Origin of the sequence: Pseudomonas sp. G(2018) (assembly GCF_005502415.1) — a bacterium.
Classification (GTDB): domain Bacteria; phylum Pseudomonadota; class Gammaproteobacteria; order Pseudomonadales; family Pseudomonadaceae; genus Aquipseudomonas.
Genome location: NZ_SCOO01000002.1, coordinates 232,651 through 256,704 on the forward strand (window position 1 = coordinate 232,651; position 24,054 = coordinate 256,704).

General features: G+C 59.9%; 21 protein-coding genes and 1 riboswitch. Of the genes, 15 read left to right on the forward strand and 6 right to left on the reverse strand.

What is annotated here, in order from left to right; translation table 11 throughout:
* Positions 1 to 131 precede the first annotated feature (131 nt).
* From FFS64_RS03095 to FFS64_RS03130, 8 genes are all read left to right on the forward strand, one after another.
* Entirely contained in the window at positions 132 to 467 is a 336-nt protein-coding gene (locus tag FFS64_RS03095; RefSeq protein WP_137804185.1) for a YceK/YidQ family lipoprotein, read from the forward strand.
* Positions 468 to 620: 153 nt separating this feature from the next.
* Complete coding sequence (locus FFS64_RS03100; RefSeq protein ID WP_137804186.1) at positions 621 to 2,378, forward strand: carbamoyltransferase; 1,758 nt, start codon at positions 621 to 623, stop codon at positions 2,376 to 2,378.
* The gene (locus FFS64_RS03105; RefSeq protein ID WP_095192179.1) at positions 2,362 to 3,492 is read left to right on the forward strand and encodes a glycosyltransferase; all 1,131 of its coding nucleotides are present in this window, start codon (positions 2,362 to 2,364) and stop codon (positions 3,490 to 3,492) included. The genes FFS64_RS03100 and FFS64_RS03105 overlap by 17 nt, the downstream gene beginning before the upstream one ends.
* Complete coding sequence (locus FFS64_RS03110) at positions 3,492 to 4,388, forward strand: antimicrobial resistance protein Mig-14 (protein WP_137804187.1); 897 nt, start codon at positions 3,492 to 3,494, stop codon at positions 4,386 to 4,388. Before FFS64_RS03105 ends, FFS64_RS03110 begins: the two co-directional genes overlap by 1 nt.
* An 8-nt stretch (positions 4,389 to 4,396) precedes the next feature.
* Entirely contained in the window at positions 4,397 to 5,827 is a 1,431-nt protein-coding gene (locus FFS64_RS03115) for a PIG-L deacetylase family protein (RefSeq protein ID WP_137804188.1), read from the forward strand.
* Positions 5,824 to 6,780, forward strand: a complete 957-nt coding sequence (locus FFS64_RS03120; RefSeq protein ID WP_137804189.1) for a glycosyltransferase — start codon at positions 5,824 to 5,826, stop codon at positions 6,778 to 6,780. The genes FFS64_RS03115 and FFS64_RS03120 overlap by 4 nt, the downstream gene beginning before the upstream one ends.
* A gap of 39 nt (positions 6,781 to 6,819) precedes the next feature.
* Entirely contained in the window at positions 6,820 to 7,587 is a 768-nt protein-coding gene (locus FFS64_RS03125; protein WP_137804190.1) for a glycosyltransferase family A protein, read from the forward strand.
* Positions 7,577 to 8,743: an O-antigen ligase family protein gene (locus FFS64_RS03130; RefSeq protein ID WP_137804191.1), complete on the forward strand. Its 1,167-nt coding sequence runs from the start codon at positions 7,577 to 7,579 to the stop codon at positions 8,741 to 8,743. The genes FFS64_RS03125 and FFS64_RS03130 overlap by 11 nt, the downstream gene beginning before the upstream one ends.
* A 38-nt stretch (positions 8,744 to 8,781) precedes the next feature.
* On the opposite strand, the gene FFS64_RS03135 is transcribed toward FFS64_RS03130, so the two are convergent.
* Positions 8,782 to 9,423: a toluene tolerance protein gene (locus tag FFS64_RS03135; protein WP_095192173.1), complete on the reverse strand. Its 642-nt coding sequence runs from the start codon at positions 9,421 to 9,423 to the stop codon at positions 8,782 to 8,784.
* Positions 9,424 to 9,539: 116 nt separating this feature from the next.
* Here FFS64_RS03135 and msbA point away from each other — a divergent pair, with 116 nt between their 5' ends.
* The 4 genes from msbA (at position 9,540) to hldE (ending at position 14,355) form a co-directional block, all read left to right on the forward strand.
* Positions 9,540 to 11,339, forward strand: a complete 1,800-nt coding sequence (gene msbA / locus FFS64_RS03140; protein ID WP_218571075.1) for a lipid A export permease/ATP-binding protein MsbA — start codon at positions 9,540 to 9,542, stop codon at positions 11,337 to 11,339.
* Between the two features lie 186 nt (positions 11,340 to 11,525).
* A complete protein-coding gene (locus tag FFS64_RS03145) occupies positions 11,526 to 12,230 on the forward strand; it encodes a sulfotransferase family 2 domain-containing protein (RefSeq protein ID WP_137804193.1) in 705 nt (234 codons plus the stop codon).
* The gene (cysC, locus tag FFS64_RS03150) at positions 12,223 to 12,828 is read left to right on the forward strand and encodes an adenylyl-sulfate kinase (RefSeq protein WP_137804194.1); all 606 of its coding nucleotides are present in this window, start codon (positions 12,223 to 12,225) and stop codon (positions 12,826 to 12,828) included. The genes FFS64_RS03145 and cysC overlap by 8 nt, the downstream gene beginning before the upstream one ends.
* A gap of 102 nt (positions 12,829 to 12,930) precedes the next feature.
* Positions 12,931 to 14,355, forward strand: coding sequence for a bifunctional D-glycero-beta-D-manno-heptose-7-phosphate kinase/D-glycero-beta-D-manno-heptose 1-phosphate adenylyltransferase HldE (gene hldE / locus FFS64_RS03155; protein ID WP_137804195.1), 1,425 nt, complete (start codon positions 12,931 to 12,933; stop codon positions 14,353 to 14,355).
* 47 nt (positions 14,356 to 14,402) lie between these two features.
* Here the strand turns inward: hldE and FFS64_RS03160 are convergent, their stop codons facing one another.
* From FFS64_RS03160 to FFS64_RS03175, 4 genes are all read right to left on the reverse strand, one after another.
* Positions 14,403 to 15,371: a metal ABC transporter ATPase gene (locus tag FFS64_RS03160; protein WP_137804196.1), complete on the reverse strand. Its 969-nt coding sequence runs from the start codon at positions 15,369 to 15,371 to the stop codon at positions 14,403 to 14,405.
* Between the two features lie 33 nt (positions 15,372 to 15,404).
* Positions 15,405 to 16,217 (reverse strand): aldo/keto reductase, encoded by an 813-nt coding sequence (locus FFS64_RS03165; protein WP_095192167.1) that lies wholly within the window; start codon positions 16,215 to 16,217, stop codon positions 15,405 to 15,407.
* Positions 16,214 to 17,389: an FAD-binding oxidoreductase gene (locus tag FFS64_RS03170; protein ID WP_137804197.1), complete on the reverse strand. Its 1,176-nt coding sequence runs from the start codon at positions 17,387 to 17,389 to the stop codon at positions 16,214 to 16,216. The genes FFS64_RS03165 and FFS64_RS03170 overlap by 4 nt, the downstream gene beginning before the upstream one ends.
* A gap of 88 nt (positions 17,390 to 17,477) precedes the next feature.
* Positions 17,478 to 17,810 carry a multidrug efflux SMR transporter gene (locus FFS64_RS03175; protein ID WP_095192165.1) on the reverse strand — a complete coding sequence of 111 codons (333 nt, stop codon included), beginning with the start codon at positions 17,808 to 17,810 and terminating at the stop codon, positions 17,478 to 17,480.
* 103 nt (positions 17,811 to 17,913) lie between these two features.
* On the opposite strand from FFS64_RS03175, the gene FFS64_RS03180 reads away from it, so the two are divergent.
* On the forward strand, positions 17,914 to 18,834 hold the full coding sequence (locus tag FFS64_RS03180) for a LysR family transcriptional regulator (protein ID WP_137804198.1): 921 nt from the start codon (positions 17,914 to 17,916) through the stop codon (positions 18,832 to 18,834).
* Positions 18,827 to 20,101, forward strand: a complete 1,275-nt coding sequence (waaA, locus tag FFS64_RS03185) for a lipid IV(A) 3-deoxy-D-manno-octulosonic acid transferase (RefSeq protein ID WP_137804199.1) — start codon at positions 18,827 to 18,829, stop codon at positions 20,099 to 20,101. The genes FFS64_RS03180 and waaA overlap by 8 nt, the downstream gene beginning before the upstream one ends.
* A gap of 49 nt (positions 20,102 to 20,150) precedes the next feature.
* Here the strand turns inward: waaA and FFS64_RS03190 are convergent, their stop codons facing one another.
* Complete coding sequence (locus FFS64_RS03190; RefSeq protein WP_137804200.1) at positions 20,151 to 21,584, reverse strand: TolC family outer membrane protein; 1,434 nt, start codon at positions 21,582 to 21,584, stop codon at positions 20,151 to 20,153.
* Between the two features lie 192 nt (positions 21,585 to 21,776).
* Positions 21,777 to 21,882, forward strand: a riboswitch (TPP riboswitch).
* A gap of 163 nt (positions 21,883 to 22,045) precedes the next feature.
* Here FFS64_RS03190 and thiC point away from each other — a divergent pair.
* Entirely contained in the window at positions 22,046 to 23,935 is a 1,890-nt protein-coding gene (gene thiC, locus FFS64_RS03195) for a phosphomethylpyrimidine synthase ThiC (protein WP_137804201.1), read from the forward strand.
* The last annotated feature ends 119 nt before the right edge of the window (positions 23,936 to 24,054 follow it).

Genomic DNA, 24,054 nt, shown 5'->3' on the forward strand with positions numbered 1-24,054 from the left:
GGTCGCCAGAGATCAGGGGGCAGGCTCTTATGAACCGTCCTACACGATCTTGGGAAGCCATGAACTGTGGCCTGAACAACCACGATGCTAGTTTGCCTGACGTTCTTGGAGGGCAGACTTTGACAATCAGAATGGCAGTCGCATCAGGCGCAATCTCACTGGCCTTGACCGGTTGCGGGACCGTCGCAACGGTGTTGCAGGATGATGCCGAAGCCGCCCAGGGGCTTCGCCGGCAAAAAACCTACTGTCAGTCCATCCCGCGGGTCTACAGCGGCCTGGCTTACGATTTTTGTGTACTGAACGCGCCGCCCGATCCCACGGGAATCCTCGTACCGCTCGTTCTGCTGGACCTGGCCTTGTCTGGCGGTCTGGATACCGTTGTCTTGCCGTACACGATTTGCCGGCAGGCCGTGGATGGCAACATCCTCATTTACTGGCGGCCGGCGCGCGGTTGGGGGGCCTCATGAACACCCCGCGCTTTCTTGCCGCTTGCAGCTAGAGGCTTGCCGCTGCTTTTAAGCTATAATCCCGCGCTTTAGCTGCCTCGCGCTCCTGGCGAAGGCACATCATTTTTTGAGGCGCCACTGCGCCTGCATGCAGACTAAAGAGGCTAGACCCCTGTGGCATTGACGATTCTTGGCCTGTCCGGCGCCCTTAGCCATGATCCTTCCGCAGCCTTGTACATCGACGGCAAGCTGGTCGCGGCGGCTGAGGAAGAGCGCTTCGTACGCGATAAACATGCAAAGAACCGCATGCCTTACGAATCGGCAAAGTTCTGCCTGGAACAGGCTGGTATCAAACCTTCCGACGTTGACGTGGTAGCGATCCCGTTCGCTCCGATCAGCCTGTTCGGCAAGGCGCGCTGGCACTACGCCAAGCGTTACTGGTACGCCCCGGACCGCGCCCTCGACGCGATCCTGATGGGCAACCGTCGCTACAAGCGCTATCGCAACAAGATCGTCTGGTGCCTCGAGCAACTGGGCTTCGATCCAAAGAAAATCAAGATCGAGCCGGTCGAACATCACCTGGCCCACGCCTCCAGTGCCTACCACTGCTCCGGTTTCAAAGAGAAAACCGCGATCCTCGGGATCGACGGCAAGGGTGAGTACGCGACGACCTTCTTCGGTTACGGTGAAAACGGCAAGATCCACAAGATCAAGGAATTCTTCGATCCTGACTCCCTGGGCGGCCTCTACGGTGCGATCACCGAGTTCCTCGGTTTCGAAATGCTCGACGGCGAGTTCAAGGTCATGGGCATGGCGCCGTACGGCGACGCCAGCAAATACGATTTCTCGCGCCTGGCCTCGTTCGAAAATGGTGAGTTGGTGATCAACACCGATTACGCCAACGTCATCGGCCTGCGCCGCTACAAAGAGAAGGGCAAGGGGTTCTACTTCTCGCCGAAGTTGATCGAGTGGCTGGGTCCGAAGCGCGAAGGCGACATCGCCGACGAGCCATACATCCATTACGCCGCGAGCATGCAAGCGCTGTTCGAGAAATTGGCGCTGCAGATGATCGACCATTACCTGGGCGATGTACTCAAGGAAACCGGCAAGCTGGCCTTCGCCGGTGGCTGTGCATTGAACGTCAAGCTGAACCAGAAAATCATTGCCCGCGACGACGTCAAGGAACTGTTCGTGCAACCTGCGTCCGGTGATGCCGGTACCGCAGTCGGCGCTGCCGCCTACGTGTCCCACGCTCGTGGCGTACCGGTCGAGAAGATGGAACACGTCTACCTCGGTCCGTCGTACAGCAACGAAGACGTGATCGCCGCGTGCGCCCGTCATGCGAACAAGCCTACATGGCGCAAGCTCGACAACATGCCGGAGCAGATCGCCAAAATCATGGTTGACGGTAACCCGGTGGCCTGGTTCCAGGGGCGCATGGAGTTCGGTCCTCGCGCGTTGGGCGGTCGTTCGATCATCGGTTGCCCGAGCGTGGCCGGCGTGGCCGACCGCATCAACCACCAGATCAAGTTCCGCGAGCGCTGGAGGCCTTTCTGCCCTTCGATGCTCGATACCGTCGCGCCACAGATGATCAAGATTGATCACCCGGCGCCATTCATGACCTTCACCTTCGAAGTGGCCGAGGAGTGGAAAACACGCGTGCCGGAGGTCGTCCACGAAGACGGTACTTCCCGTGCCCAGGTACTCAAGCGCGAATACAACCCGCGCTACTACGACATGATGAAGGCGCTGGAAGTACTGACCGGCAACGGTGTGTCGCTCAACACCTCGCTCAACCGTCGTGGCGAACCTATGATCTGCTCTCCGACGGACGCCTTGAACATGTTCTTCGGTTCGGATCTACAGTACCTGATCATGGAAGACATCCTGGTGGTCAAAGAGGGCGCGAACGCATATGACACGCTCGGCTGAACGCCATGTGCTGCAGTTCTGTCACGGCTATGACGGACCGTTTCTGGACTGCGCACGGCAGTACGCCAGCCTGTTCGCGGGGACCGGCTATCGCGTGACCACGGTTTTTCTGACCGGGGTCGCCGATGCCGAAGTTGCCGCGGGGTGCGCTTCCGATGAAGTGTTGTTCATGGAGTACAGCTCCAGGGCCATTCGTGGCTTGAAGCTGGGAGCCATCGGCGATTTGCGCAAGATCGCCGCTTCGCGCAATTTCAGTTTCTGCATCGCCCATCGCTTCAAGCCGATTTATATCGCCTTGCTCGGCACCTCGTTGCCGGTGATTGGCGTGCATCACGCGTTTGACGATTACAAACGTGGCTCGCGCAAACTGTTCGCGCATATTTTCCGCAAGCGTCTGAGCCTGCTCGGGGTGTCCGACGCGGTGCGCGATGACATGCGCAGTTGCCTGCCGAAATGGCCGGCGGCGCGGATTCGAACCCTCTATAACCGCATCGATGTGCAGGCCTTGCAGGACAGTCAAGTGTCGGCGAGCGAGGCACGAGAAGTACTCGGCCTGGCGGCGGATGCCTGGATTGTCGGCAACGTCGGGCGACTGCATCCGGACAAGGACCAGGCCACGCTGCTGGACGGTTTTGCTGCGGCGCTGCCGGGCTTGCCGGCCAACAGTCAGTTGGTGATCCTCGGCAGCGGTCGTCTGGAGGAGGATCTCAAGGCCCAGGCCCGCGAGCTGGGGATTGGCGATCGCGTGCTGTTCCTCGGCCAGGTGCCCGAGGCGCGACGTTATTTCCGTGCCTTCGACGTGTTTGCCCTGAGTTCCGATCACGAACCGTTTGGCATGGTGCTGCTCGAAGCCATGGCTGCCGGCGTACCGTTGCTCGCCACCGCGTGTGGTGGGGCGAAAGAAGTGGTCGAAGGCGTGGGCATTCTGTTCCCGCTGGGCGATGCCGAACACCTGGCGCAAGGGCTGCAACATCTGGCCGCGATGGACGAAGGTCAACGTCACCAATGCGCCGAACTCATGCTCGACCGCTTGCGCGAACGTTTCTCCGACCGCGCGGTACGCGATGCTTTCTGGCATTTGCCACACGTTATCGAACTGGCACCGAGGGGCTGATGCTCAACCGATTTCAAGGCTGGCGCGAACGTGGCTGGTCGGTAGCCGATGCCTCTACATATGCCGAAACCTGGCAGCGTTATGGTGGCAGCGTCGCGACTCATCCGATGGTGGTCGAGCGCCTGGCGCAATTGGCCGATATTCCGGTTCGTTACCTGGCCTGGGAGCAAAACGGCGAAATCAAGGCGGCGATTCCGACATGGGGTCGCGACCTTGCATTGTCCAAGGACGTACTCAAGCGCAGCGGAAAGAAAGGCCTGTTCGACCTTGGCAATGCCGAGATCATCTTGCCGGCCGCTGAAGATGCACAGGCCCCCCTGCGTCATCGCGGTCGTTATTTGTCGGCGCTGAACGAAAGCCGTTTTACCGGCATCAAGTTGCAGGCCGAACAACTGGCCATGGCCCGCACACCCGAAGAACTGTCGAAGAAGTTTCGCTACAACCAGCGCCGCGAACTGAGGCTGCTCGAAGAGGCGGGTGGCTTGATACGACCGGTGTCGGAGTTCTCCAGTGCCGAGCTGGCAGCGATTTACTGCGACCTGTTTCTGCGCCGCTGGGGTTTCCCGGCGACAGGTGCCGAGCGCATGGCCGAGGTCATCGAGCTGTTGCGCGAGTTGCTGATCGGCTCGGTGATTTTCCTCAATGATGCGCCGATTGCGATCCAGCTGGTGTACCGCGTCGAGACGCCGCAGTGGATCAGCGTCGAGTACATCAATGGCGGCGTCGACCCTGAAACCCGCGAATTCAGCCCTGGCAGCGTGCTGAGTTTTCTCAACACCCAAAGCGCCTGGGAGCATGCCCGGGCGCTGGACAAGCCCTTGCGTTTTTCCTTCGGTCGCGCCGACCGGGAATACAAGGATCGCTGGTGCAACCCTGTGCCGGTCTACACCGTGTGAGTCAGCCTATGAGCCGCAAGCAGCAATTGCTCAAGCGTCATCGCCGCAACAAACGCATCGGTCTGCTGATCGCACTGGGGCTGTTGGTTGTAAGTGGTGTAGTGGTGGCCTGGTGGCTGCCGCTGGTACTCGCGGCTCTGGGGTGGATTGCCCATGAGGCCTGGTTTGCCGACCACCTGTTCTATTCGCCCCAAGACGATTATCAATACAGTTTCCCGCCCTACACGCCGCAACCCAAGGTTCATCTGAGTGGCGATCGCCTGCGGCTGGACGATGGCGTCATGCTGGTCGATGACGCGACGCTGGTATTGGCGTTGCGCATCAAAAGTACGTGGTTGGGGCGATTCATTGATCCGGTCGTCGAGATGTCCGGTGGTGATAACCCGGACCGACAAACCTTCGAGCGTGGCGTGAACGGCCTGCGTTACCTCAACCTCAGCGGTCAGGCACAGGTGTTGTCGCGCGGGGAGTTGCGCCTGCGTGGGCGTTTCTGCCGGCTGTTGGGTGAACCCCTGCTGTGGGCATTCGAGCATCCGGATTACAGTCGTCAGCGGGTGATGGTCATTGCACCCCATGCCGATGACGCGGAACTGGCTGCCTTCGGGTTGTACAGCCGCGCGAGCGAAAGCTGGATCGTGACCCTGACCGCTGGCGAGATCGAAGCCGAACACTATCGGCAGATGGGGCTTGAAGGTGTCGAGGCGTCGCGGTTGAAGGGGGCACTTCGTGCCTGGGACAGTGTCAGTGTGCCATTGTGGGGCGGTGTTCCTCAGGAGCGTTGCATCCAGCTGGGTTATTTCTGTCTGCAATTGCCTGCGATGCAGAGCGCGCCGGCCGAAGCCGTGGCGTCCCGCGAGGCCCATCTTGGTGATACCCGGTATTTCCGCAAGTTCAATCCATTTACCTTGAGCAGTGATGTCGATGGAGTGCCGTCCTGGAACAATCTGTTGGCCGATTTGCGAGAGCTGATCGAGCGCATCCAGCCTCAGGTCATTGTTTTGCCACATCCGCACTTCGATCCGCATCCGGACCATCTATGCTCACAGCAGGCGGTGATACAGGCGCTGCTCGGTACAGCCTGGCAGCCCGAAATCCTGTTGCATTACGCCAATCATTTGCACGACAACGATCGCTGGCCAATGGGCGATGCAGGCGAGGGTGTCGCGCTGCCACCGCAGTTCGATGCTGTCGAGCCCTTGCGGCCATGGACGCCTTCTCTGTCGACTGAAGTGCAATGGCACAAAGCCATGTCGTTGGGCATGATGCACGACCTTCAGCCCCGGCTGCCCTTCAAACGCCTTCTTCGCCGGGCCATTCAACGTTGTCTCGCAGGCCGACGCTGGCCAGCTTTTGGTGAAAACGAATTTTTCCGTAAAACAGTGCGACGCCACGAGTTGTTCTGGGTCCAAGAGTTGACTGGCAAGAGAGAGCCCAATTGAAAGTTCTGTTTCTGGTGCAGAAAGAGCAACGAGCGATCCTCGATCGACTGTATGACGGTATTGCCGAGCAGTGCGACTGCGACAAGCGTGAGCTGACCAGTGCCGAGCAGGACGACTTGCGCGGTTATTTCCGCAAGCATGTCGATGTGACCCTCTATGACCGGATCGTGTTTTTCCTGCGCTTCAAAAAAGAAATCAGACAGGTGCGGTTCATACAGACGCTGCCCAATCTGGTTATTCTGGAGCACGATGCCTATCAGAATTACATCCCGTGCAAATACACCGGCAAATTCAGTGCGCATTACCGTAAATTGCCGTGGGCGCGGGTGATCAGCTCGGGTTTTATGGTCAGTCAGCGTTTGCGTGACGAGGGCTTTGACGCGCACTTCGTGCCCAAAGGCTACGACCAGGCACTGCTGCAAAACCGTCAGCGCGAACGGGATATCGAATTGGGTTTCGTCGGCAGTCTCAACAGCGTTGCTTATGCTGGACGCAAGGAGATGCTCGAGTCCGTTGCCGAAGTCGAAAACCTGTTGATCACGCGCACCAAATCGGGCGAGGAATACTGTGAAACGCTGAGCCGGATCCGTTACTTCGTCAGTGCCGATGTGGGTATGGGCGAGTACATGATCAAGAATTTCGAGGCCATGGCCTGTGGTTGTGTGCTGTTTGCCTACGATCAAGGGGAAGAAGAGAATCGCGCCTTGGGTTTCGTCGACATGCACAACGTTGTGTTCTATCGAACCCGCGACGAACTTCGGGAAAAACTGGCCGTGCTGCGCGAATCTGCGCAACTGACCGAGGCCATTTCATTGGCCGGACAAGCGCTGGTAGAGCAGCGTTATACCTTCCGTGCGGTGGGGCATGCGATTGTCGAGGCGATGCGCGCACCATTGCGCGAGCGGGCTCCACTGAGCTGGAAAGAAAAATTACGCGTGTCGCTAGGGCTGTGAGGCCGGGCGATTCAACAATCAAGGGTGCGGTGTAAACACATGCTGTTCAGCGAGACTAGCGACATTTCGGTCGTCATCACCAGTTGCGGTCGCTTCGATCTGTTGAAGCGAACCCTGGAGACCTTTGACCGGTTCAATACGGCTCCCATCCGTAAAGTGTTCATTACCGAAGACTCTGGCGACCGTGCCGTAGAGGCTTGTATTCCGGAACACTGGAGGGCGCATACCCAGTTTTTCATCAACAATCCGCGCCTGGGTCAGTTGAAGTCCATCGATGCTGCCTATGCTCAGGTGCAGACGTCGTGGATTTTTCACTGCGAAGATGACTGGGACTTCTATCGCGAAGGGTTTATCGAAGAGTCCCAGTGTCTGCTGGAGGAGGATCCACAGGCGCTTCAGGTGTGGCTACGCAGCTTCAATCACGACCTGATGGTCCACAGTCCTTATGTGTTCCTCAACGAACGCAAGGTCAGCCACGGCATTCCTTTTTATGTGCTGGGCTCGCAAAAGGCAGACTGGCAGGGCTTTTCCTTCAATCCGGGCCTGCGGCGCCGTGCGGACTACCTGGCCCATGCGCCGTATTCCGCGTTCTCTGGAGAAAAAGACCTGTCGCGCCTGTATGCCGCGCAGAACCGCTATGCGTTGATTCTGGAAAACGATGCGGTACTGCACACGGGCTTCGGTGAACACGTAGTGGTTCCGCAGGAGCGCGTGAATAAATTGCGACGTAAACGTCTCGATCGACTCAAACTGATCGCGGCCCTTGTTTTTGGTCTTGTAGCAGGTTGGGTGCTCCATGGGATCTAGCGGCGTGAAGCCAGGAAAGATCACCGTCACGTCGTATTTCGGAGCAGTGCTCTGCCTATTCTTGCTGAGCTATGTGGTGGGCTGGTCCTCGAAGTGGACCAACAATCTGTTCTACGGCCTGATGGTAGTGCCGGGTCTGGTGTTCCTGATCAAGGAGCGAGGCGCAGGATTGTTCAGGCAACCGCTGGCGCTGGGCTGGATGGTGTTCATCCTGTGGTTTCTTGTGCCGGCAGCCATTGCCGGGCAGATGCAGTTTTTCAAGCATGTGTTCTACGTGATGATGTTCGTCATGATCGTGGGGGCCTTCAGTGATCCACGGTTTTTCCGCAGCCCGGGGTTTGTGCGCGCGCAGTTCTGGATCCTGGCGTTGTATATCTTCTGTTGCGCCCTCTACAGCTGGACCACCCATGAATTTGCAATCGGCAGTCGGGTGGCATTGTTGCCGGCACGTTTGCAGAACGTCATCTACGCCAGTATCTGGCTGTTGTGCGCGCTGGCGCTGGCATTGCCATTCTGGGTGAAGGAGCATCGCTGGGTTGAAGGTGCGCTGGCCATTGTCTTTTCGCTCTTTGCGGTGGCCTTTGTTTTGCAAACGCGTACAGCATTTGTCGGGGGTGCGTTCCTGTTGGGCGTGTGGCTGCTTTATGGCCTCTATCACAAGCCGCGGCTGGTCGGCGGTGTGGCGGCGATCAGTCTGGTGGTGGCCGGCATTCTGTACCTGATCGTGCATGACGAAGTCTGGTTCCAGTCACTCTGGACCCGTGGTGATTCGTATCGCATCGAACTCTTTCGCATCATGGTCGGCGAGTGGCAGAACTGCGGCTGGATGCTGGGTTGCGGCATTAATTTCCACACCGATCAGTTGCTTGATGGCTCGATGCCGATCCAGCACCCGCACAACATCTTTGTGGCGCTGGGGTTGTACAGCGGCGCGGTGGCTCTGGTGTTGTTTATCGGGCTGATGGCGGCCACGCTGTGGCAGGCCTGGCGTCTGCGTGATGCCTGGGGCATGTACCTGGCGTGTGCGCTGGTCATGCTGAACTTCGATGGCAGCTTGCTGATCGGCAACCCTGACGAGTTGTGGCCGCTAGTGCTGCTGCCTGGAGCAATGATCCTCGGGCGAGTACTCAAGGCGCAGCGTATCGCGCTGGCATGAACCTGACCTTCGCCTCCTCCCCGGAGGCGAAGGTCAGGTCATTTTTGCAGGGCGCTGTTCAGTTCTTCCGGGGAACAGATGCTCTGGGTCTGGCCATAGTGTTGCATGAAGACTTCTCCACGCCTGTCGAGTAGCCATTGCCGATCCTGCGGGTAGCGCACCATATGCTTGAAATTGCGCAGCCGCAGTGTCTTGCGTAGTGGACGGCGATAAACCCGCAAATCGGCAATGTCGATCAGGCCCAGCTGATGTTCGGGCGTGAGTACGATGTTGCCCAGATGCGCCGAGCGGAAATAGATTCCGCGCTCATGCAAGGTGGCCATGAAAACCCCAAGCTGACCCCGCAGCGGATCGGCATCGCCCTGGATATCCAGCAGCTGACGCAAGGTCTGCCCCGGCAGCGGATCGTAATGCACTGCATCACGGGCGATACTCGGGATGCGATAGACCTGGCGGATTGAGGGACAGGGAATCTGCCGCTCACGCAGCGCATCGCAATTGTCGGCGAACCTTTTGGCGTACGGATACCAGGCGGCTGAAGTCAGCAGGCGCTTGCGACGAAACAGTTTGAGGATCGAGCCATCCGTCAGCCGCAAGACCTTGTCCCCCGAACCATCCGCTTCAAGGACTTGTGCTCCCTCGCGCAGGGCAAGGTATCGGGTGTGATCAAGCGCTTGCATCAATACTCCGGAGTTCGACGCCATGAGGCATGGATAGCCGGCCATGTTACCGCAGCTCAGCGACTAAAATGGCCTGTGTTACACTCGCGGGCTCTTTTCTCATACAACGGGTTCTCATGACTAGCCCTGATTCGCCTGCGCCGTCGAGCTTGAAGATTTACCTGCGCCTGCTGTCGTATGTGCGTCCGTACTGGGGCATGTTTGCGCTCAGTATCGTTGGCTTTGTGATTTTTGCCTCGACGCAGCCGATGCTGGCCGGCATTCTCAAATACTTCGTCGATGGCCTGAGCAACCCTGAAGCAGTACTCTTCCCCAATGTTCCCTATCTGAAAGACCTGCAGTTGCTGATGGCCGTGCCGTTGCTGATCATTCTGATCGCTGCGTGGCAAGGCCTCGGTTCGTTTCTTGGCAACTACTATCTGGCGAAGGTCTCGTTGGGGCTGGTCCATGACTTGCGCGTCGAGTTGTTCAACAAGTTGCTGGTGCTGCCCAACCGTTATTTCGATACCCATAACTCCGGGCACCTGATTTCGCGCATCACCTTCAACGTGACCATGGTCACCGGTGCCGCCACGGACGCCATTAAAGTGGTCATTCGTGAAGGCCTGACCGTGGTGTTCCTGTTCGCCTACCTGCTGTGGATGAACTGGAAGCTCACCCTGGTAATGCTGGCGATCCTGCCTCTGATCGCGATCATGGTGAGCAGCACCAGCAAGAAATTCCGCAAGCAGAGCAAGAAGATCCAGGTGGCCATGGGCGATGTGACCCATGTGGCCTCCGAGACCATCCAGGGCTATCGCGTGGTGCGCAGCTTCGGCGGCGAGAGCTATGAAGAGCGCCGTTTCGCCGCCGCCAGCCAGGGCAATACCGACAAGCAATTGCGCATGACCAAGACCGGTGCGGTCTATACGCCCATGCTGCAGCTGGTGATTTATACCGCCATGGCGGTGTTGATGTTCCTGGTGCTGTTCCTGCGCGGTGATGCCACTGCCGGTGATCTGGTGGCCTACATTACTGCCGCGGGCTTGCTGCCCAAGCCGATCCGGCAGTTGTCGGAAGTCAGCTCGACCATTCAGAAAGGCGTTGCCGGTGCCGAAAGCATTTTCGAACAGCTTGACGTCGAACCTGAAGTCGATAACGGTACGGTCGAGCGTGATCGCGTCGAAGGCCATCTGGAGGTGCGCAACCTTAGCTTCACTTATCCAGGGACCGAACGCGAAGTGCTGAAGAACATCAGCTTCACGGCGGCGCCAGGGCAAATGATCGCGCTGGTCGGTCGCTCTGGCAGCGGCAAATCGACCCTGGCCAGCCTGATACCGCGTTTCTATCATCACGACATTGGCGAAATCCTGCTCGATGACGTCGAAATCGAAGACTATCGCCTGCGCAATCTGCGTCGACACGTGGCGCAGGTCACGCAGCATGTGACCCTGTTCAACGACACCATTGCCAACAACATCGCCTACGGTGACCTGGCTGGCGCTCCCCGCGCCGACATCGAAAAAGCCGCTGCCGATGCCTACGCGATGGACTTCATCTCGCAAATGCCCGAAGGCCTGGATACCCAGGTCGGTGAAAATGGCGTGTTGTTGTCCGGCGGGCAGCGTCAACGCCTGGCGATTGCCCGTGCGTTGTTGAAGAATGCACCGCTGTTGATCCTCGATGAGGCAACGTCGGCACTTGATACCGAGTCCGAGCGCCACATTCAGGCGGCACTGGACCAAGTCATGAAAGGTCGCACCACACTGGTCATCGCCCACCGCTTGTCGACCATCGAAAAGGCCGACCTGATTCTGGTGATGGACCAGGGCCAGATCGTCGAGCGCGGCACTCACACACAGTTGCTGGCGCAGAATGGCTATTACTCGCGTCTGCATGCGATGGGCCTGGACACACCGGCCGAAGATATCGCCTGAACCCGAAACAGGGTGGGCCCGGCTCACCCTGTTGCACTGCCGACGTGCAATGCGTCCGCAGACTTGTATCCAGATCCTTACGGTTCTTGACCAAACCTGAATAAATCCCGGCAGCGCGCTTGTTAAGGTTCCTGAACGAATTTTGACTTCAATCGTAAGGGCCATCCCTTTAGCGCGGGTGCTGCAATGTTGCAACGATATCTTTGGAAGCTGTTGCCCAAGACACAACGGCATTTCTTGCTGGGCCGGCTGTCGGTCGTGGATCGTCAGGTGGTGAACAAGTCGATGTCGGCAAGTTCGCGTTACCCACGGCCCTTCGCGCAGCGTTCCTGCCTGTTCATCCACGTGCCCAAATGTGCTGGCAGCAGTATCTGTGCTGCGTTGTTCGATGGCTGGAGCCCCGGACACCTGCCGTTGTACTGGTACGAGCAACAATTTCCCGAACAGTTTGCCAGCAGCTTCAAGTTTGCCTTTGTTCGCGATCCGCTGGAGAGGGCGTATTCGGCCTACGCTTTTCTGCGGGGCAATGCGTTGAGCCAGCGTGACCAGTCTGCGCAAAACCTGGTCAGCCACTACCGCGACTTCGACGATTTCGTTGCGCGCTGGCTGCACCCGGAAACGATCCGGCAGCAAGTGCATTTTGCCCCGCAGACCGACTTCCTCACCGATTCCCTTGGGCATCTGGCACTGGATTTCATTGGGTATCAGGAATACCTGGAGCGGGACTTCCGCCTGGTGTGCGAACAATTGGGGCATGGGACGCCGTTGCCTCATATCAATGGTTCGGATCATCGAAGCCCCGGTCCTGCCCGGGAATTCTGTTCGACGCGTACCCGTCGTCTGGTTCGTCGGGTGTACCAGCGTGATTACGAGTTGCTCGGTTATGAATGAAGGGCTGCCGATACCGGATCCGGGGATCAGGCCCTATGCGTTATCGCTGTCGAGCGCCGAGCGTGCCGCACTCAAGTCGCAACGTCCGCGTTGTCTTTGGCTGACAGGGTTGTCCGGGGCGGGCAAATCGACCCTGGCCAATGCCCTGGAGCTGCAACTCAATCAACGTGGACTGCACACCTTTGTACTCGATGGTGACAACCTGCGAGCCGGTCTTTGCCGTGATCTGGGGATGGGGGCCGACTGTCGTCGGGAAAACATCCGGCGTATGGCCGAGGTGGCGCGACTGATGGTGGAAGCTGGCCTGATTGTAATTGTGGCGGCGATCTCGCCGTTCCGGGTCGAGCGTGAGGCGGCGCGGCGTCTGTTCGCCGAGGGCGATTTCATTAAATTTTATGTGAGTACGCCGTTCGCGGTTTGCGCACAGCGCGACCCCAAAGGCTTGTACCTGGCGGCCCGGCAAGGACGGATCAAGGACTTCACGGGCGTCGATAGCCCGTATGAAACCCCGCGGCATGCGGAGTGCGAGATTGATACCCAGACGCTGGATATGCCGCAGGCGTGCCAGCGACTGACGGAGATTCTGCTCAAAAAATGATCAGAAAATCCCGCCGTTTCATCCCGTTGCAGCCATCGCACAAGCGGGTGCCTGCCCTGTGTTAATATCGCGCCCCTGTTCATTTTGTATGTGGGTTGCTCCATGAAGTTGTCCATGCCGCGATTCGATCAAGCCCCTGTCTTGGTGGTCGGCGATGTCATGCTCGACCGTTACTGGCATGGTGGTACCTCACGGATTTCCCCTGAGGCGCCGGTACCGGTAGTCAAGGTCGATCACATCGAGGACCGCCCGGGCGGTGCCGCCAACGTTGCGTTGAACATTGCCGCCCTCGGCGCCCCAGCCTCGCTGGTTGGCGTGACCGGCGACGATGAAGCCGCCGACAGTCTGGCCAATAGCCTCAAGGGTGCCGGTGTGCGGGCGCTCTTTCAGCGCGTTGCGCACCAGCCGACCATCGTCAAGCTGCGGGTCATGAGTCGTCACCAGCAACTGCTGCGTATCGACTTTGAAGAGCCATTCGCCACCGACGCGCTCGAACTGGCGGCGCAAGTCGACGAGTTGCTCGAAGGCATCAAGGTGTTGGTGCTGTCCGACTACGGCAAAGGCGCGCTGAAAAATCACCAGGTCTTGATCCAGGCCGCCCGTGCCCGTGGCATTCCGGTACTGGCCGATCCCAAGGGCAAGGATTTCTCGATCTACCGCGGTGCGAGCCTGATCACGCCGAACCTCAGCGAATTCGAAACCATCGTCGGTGGTTGTGCCGATGAGCACGAATTGGTGAGCAAGGGCGCGCAGTTGATGCACGACCTGGACCTGGGGGCCTTGCTGGTGACCCGTGGCGAACACGGCATGACCCTGTTGCGCCCGGATCATCCGGCGCTGCACCTGCCGGCGCGTGCCCGTGAAGTGTTCGACGTGACCGGTGCCGGCGATACGGTGATTTCCACCCTGGCGGCAGCGATTGCCGCAGGCGAGGAGCTGCCTCACGCGGTCGGCCTGGCCAATCTGGCGGCGGGCATCGTGGTCGGCAAACTTGGTACGGCGGCCATCAGCGCGCCGGAATTGCGTCGTGCCATTCAGCGTGAAGAAGGTTCTGAGCGCGGTGTGCTGGGTCTCGAACAACTGCTGCTGGCAGTCGACGATGCCCGTGCGCACAACGAGAAGATTGTCTTCACCAACGGCTGTTTCGACATTCTGCACGCCGGCCATGTGACGTATCTGGAGCAAGCGCGGGCGCAGGGCGACCGGCTGATTGTCGCGGTCAACGACGATGCGTCGGTCAGCCGCCTGAAAGGGCCGGGTCGGCCGATCAACAGTGTCGACCGGCGCATGGCCGTGCTGGCCGGTCTGGGCGCGGTGGACTGGGTGATCAGCTTCCCGGAAGGCACCCCGGAAAACCTGCTGCGCGAGGTCAAGCCGGACGTGCTGGTCAAGGGCGGGGACTACGGGATCGATCAGGTTGTCGGCGCGGACATCGTGACCGCTTATGGTGGGACGGTGAAAGTGCTGGGTTTGGTGGAAAACAGCTCAACGACCGCGATCGTCGAGAAGATCCGCCAATCTGAATGACGCCATAAAAGATCGCAGCCTTGCTACAAGGACTGCGATCTTTTGCGTTAAGAGCTGACCTTTTTACGCGGCACCATCTTCTTCAGCAGCTGTTTCGCCTTCCCGCGTAACAGCGCCAGACCTGAATCCTTCCCCGGCGGGGTCAAACCCTGCTGCCTGACCCAATCCTTCCAGCGAATCCGCTCATCCTTGACCAGCCAGCCTTCTTGTCGGGCAAAGCTTTCCGCCAGGTACAAGCCGCGCGTGCTTGCCGGGTGCAATTGATCCTTTTTCAAGGTGTAGAGCTCGGCCAGAGGGTGGCCGTCCTGCAAGGGCATCAGGTATAGATCGGGGCGCTTGCGGTCCAGGCGGGCCACCAATTGATCGCCCTCCAAACGTTCGTCGACATGGAACAGGCTCAGGGATTTGGCTTCCTTGGGTACATCCAGGCGCAGATCATAGATAAGTTGCAGTGACGCCGTCGGCAGGTGCACATAGGCCCGTGGCCGTTCGATCAGCGGCAGTTTGGCGCAACGCACCGGCCGTGCCGAGCCGGACAGTGACGTCAGGCGAAACGGCATGGCTTCGCGGTAGTGCAGGGCTGAAGAGTAGGGCGCCGGTAGCCAGGTATCGTGGAAGCGCCCGCCGAGCCAGCCTTCCGGGGTTTCCAGCAGGCATTCCTCGGCAATCTCCTGGATTGCGGTGTGCAGCGGCAGATTCAGTTCATGCGCCGGCACATAGCCGGAAATCAGCTTGAGCACCACATCGCCACGGTCTTGCCGACGTTGTCGTACCAACACCCAATAGTCGCGATTCTGCCAATGCAGCGTCAGGCGTACCGAAACCCCGAGGTTGGCCAATTCGAGGGCAAACCGCTCGGTGTCACCGACCGTTACGGGGCGGCGACGCTGGAGGATCTGGGAGAAGTTGAGCGGCCTCCCGACGCTCTGATAACTCAGGCCTTCGGGAGTCGCTTCGACGAATAACGGCAGGGTCTTGAAGTTGCTCGGGTTCTTTCTTATGAGCGTACGCGGCATGTCGGCTCCTGCTTAAGGCCGCGTGGGGCGGCATCAGTTGCTACGTAGGACCTGGGCAACGGTCGCGACGTTGTGGGCGAGGTGCAGCGGATTGATGGTCCCGACAATAGCACTGGCAACACCCGGATGTTCGAACAACAGCTCGAAACTCGCGCGCACCGGATCCACCCCCGGGCTCAGGCACACGTGACCGCTGGCGAGGGCTTTTTTCACCAGAATGGCCTTGCCGTGAGCAGCAGCATAGTCAATGACGGGCTTCTCGGTCTGTTCGTTCAGATTGTAGGTGACCATCGCGCAATCACCTTGCTCCAGAGCCTTCAAACCGCCTTCGACGGTTTTGCCGGAAAAGCCGAAGCCGCGAATCTTGCCTTCGGCCTTGAGCGCGGCGAGGGTGGCATAGACTTCGCAGTCGTCGAGGATCGCCAGATCGTTGCCATCGGAGTGCACCAGCACCAGATCGATGAAATCTGTCTCCAGGCGTTGCAGGCTACGCTCCACTGAAAATCGGGTATGCGCGGCGGTGAAATCGTGGCGAGACTGACCGTCGGCAAATTCTTCGCCGACCTTGCTGACAATCACCCAATCCTGGCGCTGTCCCCGCAGCAGCGGGCCGAGGCGTTCTTCGCTGCGACCATAGGCCGGTGCGGTGTCGATCAGATTGATGCCCAGGTCGCGTGTCAGTTTGAGCAGCATCCGCGCTTCGTCATCGTCAGGAATCTGGAATCCATTGGGGTACTTCACCCCTTGGTCGCGGCCGAGTTTGACCGTGCCCAGGCCCAGGGGCGAAACCAGCAGGCCGGTGCTGCCCAAGGGGCGATGCAGATCGTGCAGGGTCGGTTGGCTCATGGCAGCAGTTGCTCCCAGGCAGGCACACCCATCGGCGGTTTTGGCAGGGGCGGCAATTCGGATGTTGGGCCGGGTCGAATGCCATCACTCTCAAGGCTTGCGATCACCCGATCGGCAAAGTCCGGCGCCAGTGCCAGTTTGGTCGGCCAGCCCACCAGCAGTCGACCTTCCTCGGCCAGGAACGCATTGTCAGGGCGGGTCAGCCCCGTTTGCAGGGGCTCGGCACGATCCACGCGCAAGGTGGCCCATTGCACGGTGCTCAAGTCGATCCAGGGCAGCAACTGGCCGAGTTCTTTCTGGGCGGTGGCGATTTGTTCGGCCGGCTCACGGGCCACGCCGTCGGTCTCGGCGATATCGCCACCCAGATACCAGACCCACTGGCCGTCGGCGGCCGGGTGGGTGGTCACGGTAATGCGTGGTTTGGTGCCGCCGCCCAGGCAGTGGGCGTACAGCGGTTTGAGGCTCGGGCCCTTGGCGATGATCATGTGCAGCGGCCTGCGTTGCATGGCCGGCTGACTCAGGCCCAAGGCCTCAAGCAGTGCCGCCGTCCCGGCGCCGGCGCTCAAGACGATGCGTTGCGCGCGGATCTCACGCTCGTCCACTTTAAGGCCGACAAGCACGCCACCCTCCAGCAGCGGTTCGATTTTCTGACCGGCGAGCAAGCCATCACCCGCCAGGTCGGCCAGGCGTTGGACCAGGCTTGGCACGTCGATCACCAGTTCGGCGAGGCGATAAACCTTGCCCTTGAAGCGCTTGTCCTGCAGGGCCGGTGGCAGTTGGTCGCCCTTGACCTGATCGACGCGACCGCGCACGGCTTTGCTGGCGAAGAAACTGGTGAGGTTGCCGGCGATCGTGCCGGGGGACCAAAGGTAGTGGGCTTCGGACAACAGGCGCACGCCGGACAGGTCCAGCTCGCCGTCCCCGGCCAGTGCCTCACGCCAGCGGCGCGGCATGTCGGCGATGGCTTCCGAGGCTCCGGTCAGGGCGCCATGCAGGGCGTATTTGGCGCCGCCATGGATGATGCCCTGAGACTTCATGCTTTGCCCGCCGCCGAGGCTGGCGCTTTCCACCAGCACGGTCGAAAAACCCTGGCGGCGCAGGCGCGCATTCAGCCAGAGGCCGGCGACACCAGCGCCGACAATCAGAACGTCGGTGGAAATAACGGATGGCATGCAACGACCTCAGTGTTCAAGACGAGGGCGCAGTATACAGACTCGAAGATTGGAGGGCTGCTGCACCTGTGGGAGGGTGGTTCGGGGTTTAATGCCCGGCAGTTTTGGAGAAGAGCTGGATGACCACGACGCCCAATACGATGAGCGCCATCCCCATCATCGCCGGCACATCCAGCTTCTGCCCGTAGATAAACAGCGCCGCGACGCTGACCATCACGATGCCCATGCCGGCCCACACCGCATAAGCCACGCCCACCGGCACACTGCGCACCACCAGGGTCAGCATCCAGAAGGCAATGCCGTAACCGACGATGACCAACAGCAGTGGCAGCGGGGTGCTGAAGCCCTTGACCGCTTTCATCGAAACAGTGGCAATCACTTCGGCGCAGATGGCTATGGCCAGGTAGTAGTAAGCGGTCATGGGTCAATCCTCGTGTGAAGTGCTGCTTTCTGAGGTCGGCATTTTAGAGACTCTTCAGATGCGGTAAAGTCATTACCTATCTGCTAGCAAGATGGGTTGATCCATGAACATGCAATGGAATCTGGAGCAGTTGCGCCTGTTTGTCAGCGTGGCCGAGCAACGGTCGTTTTCCGCTGTGGCACGGGAGCAGCGCAAGGCGCAGTCGGCGGTCAGCAGTGCGATCGCGTCGCTGGAGGAAGACCTGGGCGTGAGCCTGTTCGACCGCAGCAGCGGCCGTCAGCCGAAACTCACCGAGGCCGGCAATGCCTTGCTGGACGAGGCGCGGGAAGTGCTGCGCCAGTGCGAGCGCCTCAATGGCCGGGCACTGGCGATGATGCGCGGGCAGGAGGCCCGCCTGCGTCTGGCCCAGGATGAGGCGATGCCTTATCAACCGATCATTGAAAGCTTCGAGGCACTGGCCGAGCGCTTTCCCAGTCTTGAAGTGCAATTGACCAGCGCCGCCCAGGGCGAGGTCGCGCGCAAACTGGTGGAACGCCGTGCCGATCTGGGCTTGCTGTTCTTTCATGATCAGATTCCCGAAGCGCTGGAGCGGCGCGTGCTCGGCAGTGTGGAAATGGTCACTGTCTGTGGTGTCGACCATCCGTTGGCCAGGCAGGCGCAGGTCGATTGCCAGCAACTGGCGCAACATCGTCAATTGCTGATGTCGACCCAGTCCAGCGTTTACCCCGGCAGCGAACCGGCCAGCCCGCAAGTCTGGCGCGCCGACAGTTTTTACGTGATGGCTGAATGGCTGGTGCGCGGCCTCGGTTGGGCCTGGCTGCCGCGCCACGTGGTGCAGTACCCGACCTATCACGGGCAGATGGTCGAACTGAGCAGCGAGTGGACCCCGCCAGCCTTGGTGGTGGAGCTGGTCTGGCGTCGCGATGAGCCGCTCGGGCCGGCGGCGCGCTGGCTGGCGGAACGATTTGCCGTGCACTTGCAGGCGATCGGCGAAAAAACCGATAAACTCCGCCGCCATGAATAGAACTCTCTACACCGCGTTGTTTTATCTGGGGCTGCCATTGGTGGCGATTCGGCTGTGGCTGCGGGCGCGCAAGGCGCCGGCCTATGCCAAACGCATTGGCGAGCGTTTTTCCTATGGGATACCGACGATGAAACCGGGCGGTCTCTGGGTGCACGCAGTGTCCGTGGGCGAAAGCATTGCCGCCGCGCCGATGATTCGCGCCTTGCTGCAACGTTATCCACAGCTGCCGATCACCGTGACCTGCATGACGCCAACCGGGTCCGAGCGCATTCAGGCGTTGTTCGCCAATGAACCGCGCATCCAGCACTGCTACCTGCCTTATGACTTGCCGTGCGCGGCGAAGCGCTTCCTCGATCAGGTTCGGCCGAAACTGGCGGTGATTATGGAAACCGAGCTCTGGCCCAACCATATCCATCAATGTGCCCAGCGTGGAATTCCCGTGGCGCTGGCCAATGCCCGATTGTCCGAGCGCTCGGCCAAAGGCTACGGCCGCTTCGGTAAGTTGACCGGACCGATGCTCGCTGAGATGAGTTTGTTCGCGGTGCAGACAGAAGCAGAGGCCCAGCGTTTTCGTGAGTTGGGCGCGCGGGCTGAAACCGTCGAAGTCACCGGTTCGATCAAGTTCGACCTGACCATCGACCCGCAGCTGTTGCAGCGTGCCGCCGAGTTGCGCGGGCAATGGCAGGCGCAGGAGCGCCCGGTGTGGATCGCCGCCAGTACGCACGACGGCGAAGACGAAGTGGTGCTGGCCGCCCATCGCCAGTTGCTGGCGAGCCATCCCGATACCTTGCTGATTCTGGTGCCGCGTCATCCAGAACGCTTCAATCCGGTGTTCGAATTGTGCCGTCAACAGGGGTTTGCTACGGTCCGGCGCTCCAGTGGCGAGCCAGTCACCGCCAACACTTCGGTGCTGCTGGGCGACACCATGGGCGAACTGCTATTTCTCTATGCCTTGGCCGACAGCGCGTTCGTCGGCGGTAGCCTGGTGCCCAACGGCGGGCATAACCTGCTGGAACCGGCAGCACTGGCCAAACCGGTACTCAGTGGTCCGCACCTGTTCAACTTCCTCGAAATCGCCGCGCAGTTGCGCAGTGCCGGGGCGTTGCAGGAAGTGGAAGATGCCGAAGGGTTGGCGTTGGCGGTGCAGCGGTTGTTCGAATTGCCGAGGGATGCGCAACGCATGGCGCAGGCCGGGCTGAAGGTGATGCGCACCAATCAGGGCGCATTGCAGCGGTTGCTGGATGGGCTGGGGCGGTTGATCGACTGACTTGACACCTGTGGCGAGGGAGCAAGTTCCCTCGCCACAGTATTTGCTTTTAAGGTCTGGCTTTGAGTTGTTCGGCTGCTGCCTTGGCCAGATCCGGTGGCAGGAAGTCCTTGTCCGGGTTGTAGTCAGGCTTGAGCCAGCGCGCCAGATCCTGCAAGTCCCCCGGGTTCAACGTGCCGGCCTGTTGTTTCAAGCGCAAGTTGTCGAGGATGTAGTCGTAGCGGGTGTTGTTGTAATCACGCACGGAGTTGTACAGCGAACGTTGCGCATCCAGCACGTCGACGATGTTTCGTGTTCCCACCTGATAACCGATTTCGGTCGCTTCCACCGCACTCTGGTTGGAGATGATCGACTGTTTGCGCGCCTGCACCTGCTCGACATCGGTGTTCACCGCACGATGCAGGTCACGGGTGTTCTCCACGATTTGCCGGCGCAGGGATTCGCGTTGCTGCTCGGTCTGGTCCAGCTGGGCGTACGACTGCCGCACCTGGGAATTGATCAGTCCGCCGCTGTAGATCGGAATGTTCAGTTGCAGCCCGATCGACGATTGTTCGACGTCACCCTTGTACGGCACGCCGAAGGCGCTAGGGTTGCTGAAACCCAGCGCATCGTTGTCGCCCTTCTCGTACCTGGCCACGGCATCGACGGTCGGCGCATGACCCGCCTTGCGCTGTTTGAGGGTTTGTTCGGCGGCGCTGACCGCGTAGTTGCTGGCCAGCAAATTAAGGTTCTGTCTGGCCGCTGTTTCAACCCAGGCCTTGGCGTCATTCGGTGCCGGCGGCAGGATCGGCAGATTGTGGCTGATGCCCTGGATCGAGTTGTAGCGTCGATTGGTCAGGGTGACCAGGGCTTCGAAGGCATCATCCACCTGGCGCTGCGCGACGATGCGGTTGGCCCGGGCGGTATCATAGCTGGCTTGTGAGTTCAGTACGTCGGTCTTGTCCGAGAGGCCGACATCGAAGCGCTCGTTGGATTGATCGAGCTGGCGCTTGAATGCCGCTTCTTCGGCCTTGGTCGAAGCCAGGTTGTCCTGGCTGCGCAGCACGTTGAAGTAGCTGTCGGCAGTCTGCAGGATCAGGTTTTGCTCGGTCGCCGAGAGTTGCAGGGCGGCCTGTTCGTTCACATCCTTGGCCGCCTGGAACTGGAACCAGCGGTCGGCACGGAACAGCGGCTGCGCCAGGGTGGCCTGGTAGGAATGAGCATTGCGGTTGGCGGTGGCCGAAGGCTGATCGATCGAGGTGCGAACGCTGGAAACATCAGCGCCACCCGAGAGATTGGGCAGCAGCCCGGCACGGGCCTGAGGCACGACTTCTTTTTGCGCGCCATATTGGGCGATGGCGGCCGCGAGATCGGCGTTGTTGTCGACCGCTTCCTGATAGACGCTGACCAGGTCGGTTTTGGTCGATAAGGGCGCTTCTTCTGCCCAGGCCATTCCATTGGACGCACAAGACACGGCAAGGGCCAGTGAGAGTTTGCGCAGCATGAGGCGATCCCTGAAAATTACACTGATAATTTGAGCGCCAAGGCTACGGCGCGGCACCCGCAGCGTCAATGCACGGCATGGCCGCTGCGAGTGTAGTTGTGCGTTCGTCCGGCAACAATCCTGTAATTGCGCCATTCATCACGGTGTTTATCGCCGTGTTGGCGTTCTTGATCAGTTGTGTCTAGACTGGCCACGTTCTTGTCGGGGTGCCTTGCTATGAGGCTGAGATCGAATAATTTCGGATCCCGTTGAACCTGATCAGGTTAGCGCCTGCGTAGGGAACAAGATTTCTCGTCACCCGGCGAGTCCTCTTGTGCTTCGTCCGGGATGTTGTTCGACAATCGAACACCCCTCGAGTACTGAGCACAGCACAGCTGGTTTTCCCAGCTCACGTGCGTCCATTCGTTACAGGTTCGCTCCGACAAAATTCCACTGCCTGGATGATGTCTGGAGAGCCCGTGATGACCATAAAAGCAAAAAATGCCACCAACCTGAGTGACTCGGCCAAGGTCGATCAGCAATCGGTTCAGCCGTTTACCCGCTCGCAAAAAATCTACGTTCAGGGCAGCCGTCCCGACATCCTCGTGCCGATGCGTGAAATCAGCCTCGACGTGACGCCGACCGACTTCGGCGGTGAAGTCAACGCACCGGTGGTGGTGTACGACACATCTGGCCCGTACACCGACCCCAACGTGATTATCGACGTGCGCAAAGGCCTGGCCGACGTGCGCTCGCCGTGGATCGAATCCCGTGGCGACACCGAACGCCTGAGTGGCCTGAGCTCGAACTTCGGCCAGGAGCGCCTCGCCGATCCGGAATTGACCAAGCTGCGTTTCGCTCACGTCAACAACCCGCGCCGCGCCAAGCCGGGGGCCAACGTCAGTCAGATGCACTACGCGCGTCAAGGCATCATTACCGCCGAGATGGAATACGTCGCCATCCGCGAAAACATGAAGCTGGAAGTGGCCCGCGCCGCCGGCCTGCTGGACCAGCAACACGCCGGTCACAGCTTCGGCGCCAGCGTGCCGAAAATCATTACGCCCGAATTTGTCCGTGACGAGATCGCCCGCGGTCGCGCGATCATTCCGGCCAACATCAACCACACCGAACTGGAACCGATGATCATCGGCCGTAACTTCCTGGTGAAGATCAACGGCAACATCGGCAACAGCGCCCTGGGCTCGTCCATCGAAGAAGAAGTGGCGAAACTGACCTGGGGTATCCGCTGGGGTTCGGACACGGTCATGGACCTGTCTACCGGCAAGCATATTCACGAAACCCGGGAGTGGATCATCCGCAACTCGCCGGTGCCGATCGGCACCGTACCGATCTACCAGGCCCTGGAAAAAGTCGGCGGCGTGGCCGAAGACCTGACCTGGGAGCTGTTCCGCGACACGCTGATTGAGCAGGCCGAGCAGGGCGTCGACTACTTCACCATCCACGCCGGCGTATTGCTGCGCTACGTGCCGATGACTGCCAAGCGCGTGACCGGCATCGTTTCCCGTGGCGGTTCGATCATGGCTAAGTGGTGCCTGGCGCATCACAAGGAAAACTTCCTCTACACCCATTTCGAAGACATCTGCGAAATCATGAAGGCCTACGACGTCAGCTTCTCGCTGGGCGATGGCCTGCGTCCGGGTTCGATTGCCGACGCCAACGACGAAGCGCAGTTTGGCGAGCTGGAAACCCTCGGCGAGTTGACCAAGATCGCCTGGAAGCACGACGTGCAATGCATGATCGAAGGCCCGGGCCACGTGCCGATGCAGTTGATCAAAGAGAACATGGACAAGCAGCTCGAGTGCTGCGACGAGGCGCCGTTCTACACCCTCGGCCCGCTGACCACCGACATTGCGCCGGGCTACGACCACATCACCTCCGGCATCGGCGCGGCGATGATCGGCTGGTTCGGTTGCGCCATGCTCTGCTACGTAACACCCAAGGAACACCTGGGCCTGCCGAACAAGGATGACGTGAAGACCGGGATCATCACCTACAAGATCGCCGCGCATGCCGCCGATCTGGCGAAGGGGCATCCGGGCGCGCAGATCCGCGACAATGCCCTGAGCAAGGCGCGTTTCGAATTCCGTTGGGAGGATCAGTTCAACCTGGGCCTTGATCCGGACACCGCTCGTTCGTATCACGATGAAACCCTGCCGAAGGATTCGGCCAAGGTCGCGCACTTCTGCTCCATGTGCGGGCCGAAATTCTGTTCGATGAAAATCACCCAGGAAGTCCGTGAATACGCGGCCAACCAGCGGATCGAAGCGGTCGACGTGGACGTCGCCCAGGGCATGGCCGAACAGGCCGAGCGCTTCAAGCAGGAAGGCAGTCAGCTGTACCAGAAAGTTTGATCTGACCTGAAAAGGAGGGGCCTGCACAGGCCCCATCGCCAGCAGGCTGGCTCCCACATTGGATCTGTGCCTTTCACATGTCCCCTGTGGGAGCCAGCCTGCTGGCGATAGCGACCTAC

Excerpts from the sequence above, each read along its gene's own strand:
- FFS64_RS03095 (WP_137804185.1), top strand. The coding sequence starts at position 132 with ATGGCAGTCGCATCAGGCGCAATCTCACTGGCCTTGACCGGTTGCGGG.
- msbA (WP_218571075.1), top strand. The coding sequence starts at position 9,540 with ATGACTAGCCCTGATTCGCCTGCGCCGTCGAGCTTGAAGATTTACCTG.
- hldE (WP_137804195.1), top strand. The coding sequence starts at position 12,931 with ATGAAGTTGTCCATGCCGCGATTCGATCAAGCCCCTGTCTTGGTGGTC.
- FFS64_RS03110 (WP_137804187.1), top strand. The coding sequence starts at position 3,492 with ATGCTCAACCGATTTCAAGGCTGGCGCGAACGTGGCTGGTCGGTAGCC.
- FFS64_RS03160 (WP_137804196.1), bottom strand. The coding sequence starts at position 15,371 with ATGCCGCGTACGCTCATAAGAAAGAACCCGAGCAACTTCAAGACCCTG.
- cysC (WP_137804194.1), top strand. The coding sequence starts at position 12,223 with ATGAATGAAGGGCTGCCGATACCGGATCCGGGGATCAGGCCCTATGCG.
- FFS64_RS03115 (WP_137804188.1), top strand. The coding sequence starts at position 4,397 with ATGAGCCGCAAGCAGCAATTGCTCAAGCGTCATCGCCGCAACAAACGC.
- thiC (WP_137804201.1), top strand. The coding sequence starts at position 22,046 with ATGACCATAAAAGCAAAAAATGCCACCAACCTGAGTGACTCGGCCAAG.
- FFS64_RS03170 (WP_137804197.1), bottom strand. The coding sequence starts at position 17,389 with ATGCCATCCGTTATTTCCACCGACGTTCTGATTGTCGGCGCTGGTGTC.
- waaA (WP_137804199.1), top strand. The coding sequence starts at position 18,827 with ATGAATAGAACTCTCTACACCGCGTTGTTTTATCTGGGGCTGCCATTG.
- FFS64_RS03135 (WP_095192173.1), bottom strand. The coding sequence starts at position 9,423 with ATGCAAGCGCTTGATCACACCCGATACCTTGCCCTGCGCGAGGGAGCA.
- FFS64_RS03180 (WP_137804198.1), top strand. The coding sequence starts at position 17,914 with ATGAACATGCAATGGAATCTGGAGCAGTTGCGCCTGTTTGTCAGCGTG.
- FFS64_RS03130 (WP_137804191.1), top strand. The coding sequence starts at position 7,577 with ATGGGATCTAGCGGCGTGAAGCCAGGAAAGATCACCGTCACGTCGTAT.
- FFS64_RS03175 (WP_095192165.1), bottom strand. The coding sequence starts at position 17,810 with ATGACCGCTTACTACTACCTGGCCATAGCCATCTGCGCCGAAGTGATT.
- FFS64_RS03105 (WP_095192179.1), top strand. The coding sequence starts at position 2,362 with ATGACACGCTCGGCTGAACGCCATGTGCTGCAGTTCTGTCACGGCTAT.
- FFS64_RS03165 (WP_095192167.1), bottom strand. The coding sequence starts at position 16,217 with ATGAGCCAACCGACCCTGCACGATCTGCATCGCCCCTTGGGCAGCACC.
- FFS64_RS03125 (WP_137804190.1), top strand. The coding sequence starts at position 6,820 with ATGCTGTTCAGCGAGACTAGCGACATTTCGGTCGTCATCACCAGTTGC.
- FFS64_RS03145 (WP_137804193.1), top strand. The coding sequence starts at position 11,526 with ATGTTGCAACGATATCTTTGGAAGCTGTTGCCCAAGACACAACGGCAT.
- FFS64_RS03190 (WP_137804200.1), bottom strand. The coding sequence starts at position 21,584 with ATGCTGCGCAAACTCTCACTGGCCCTTGCCGTGTCTTGTGCGTCCAAT.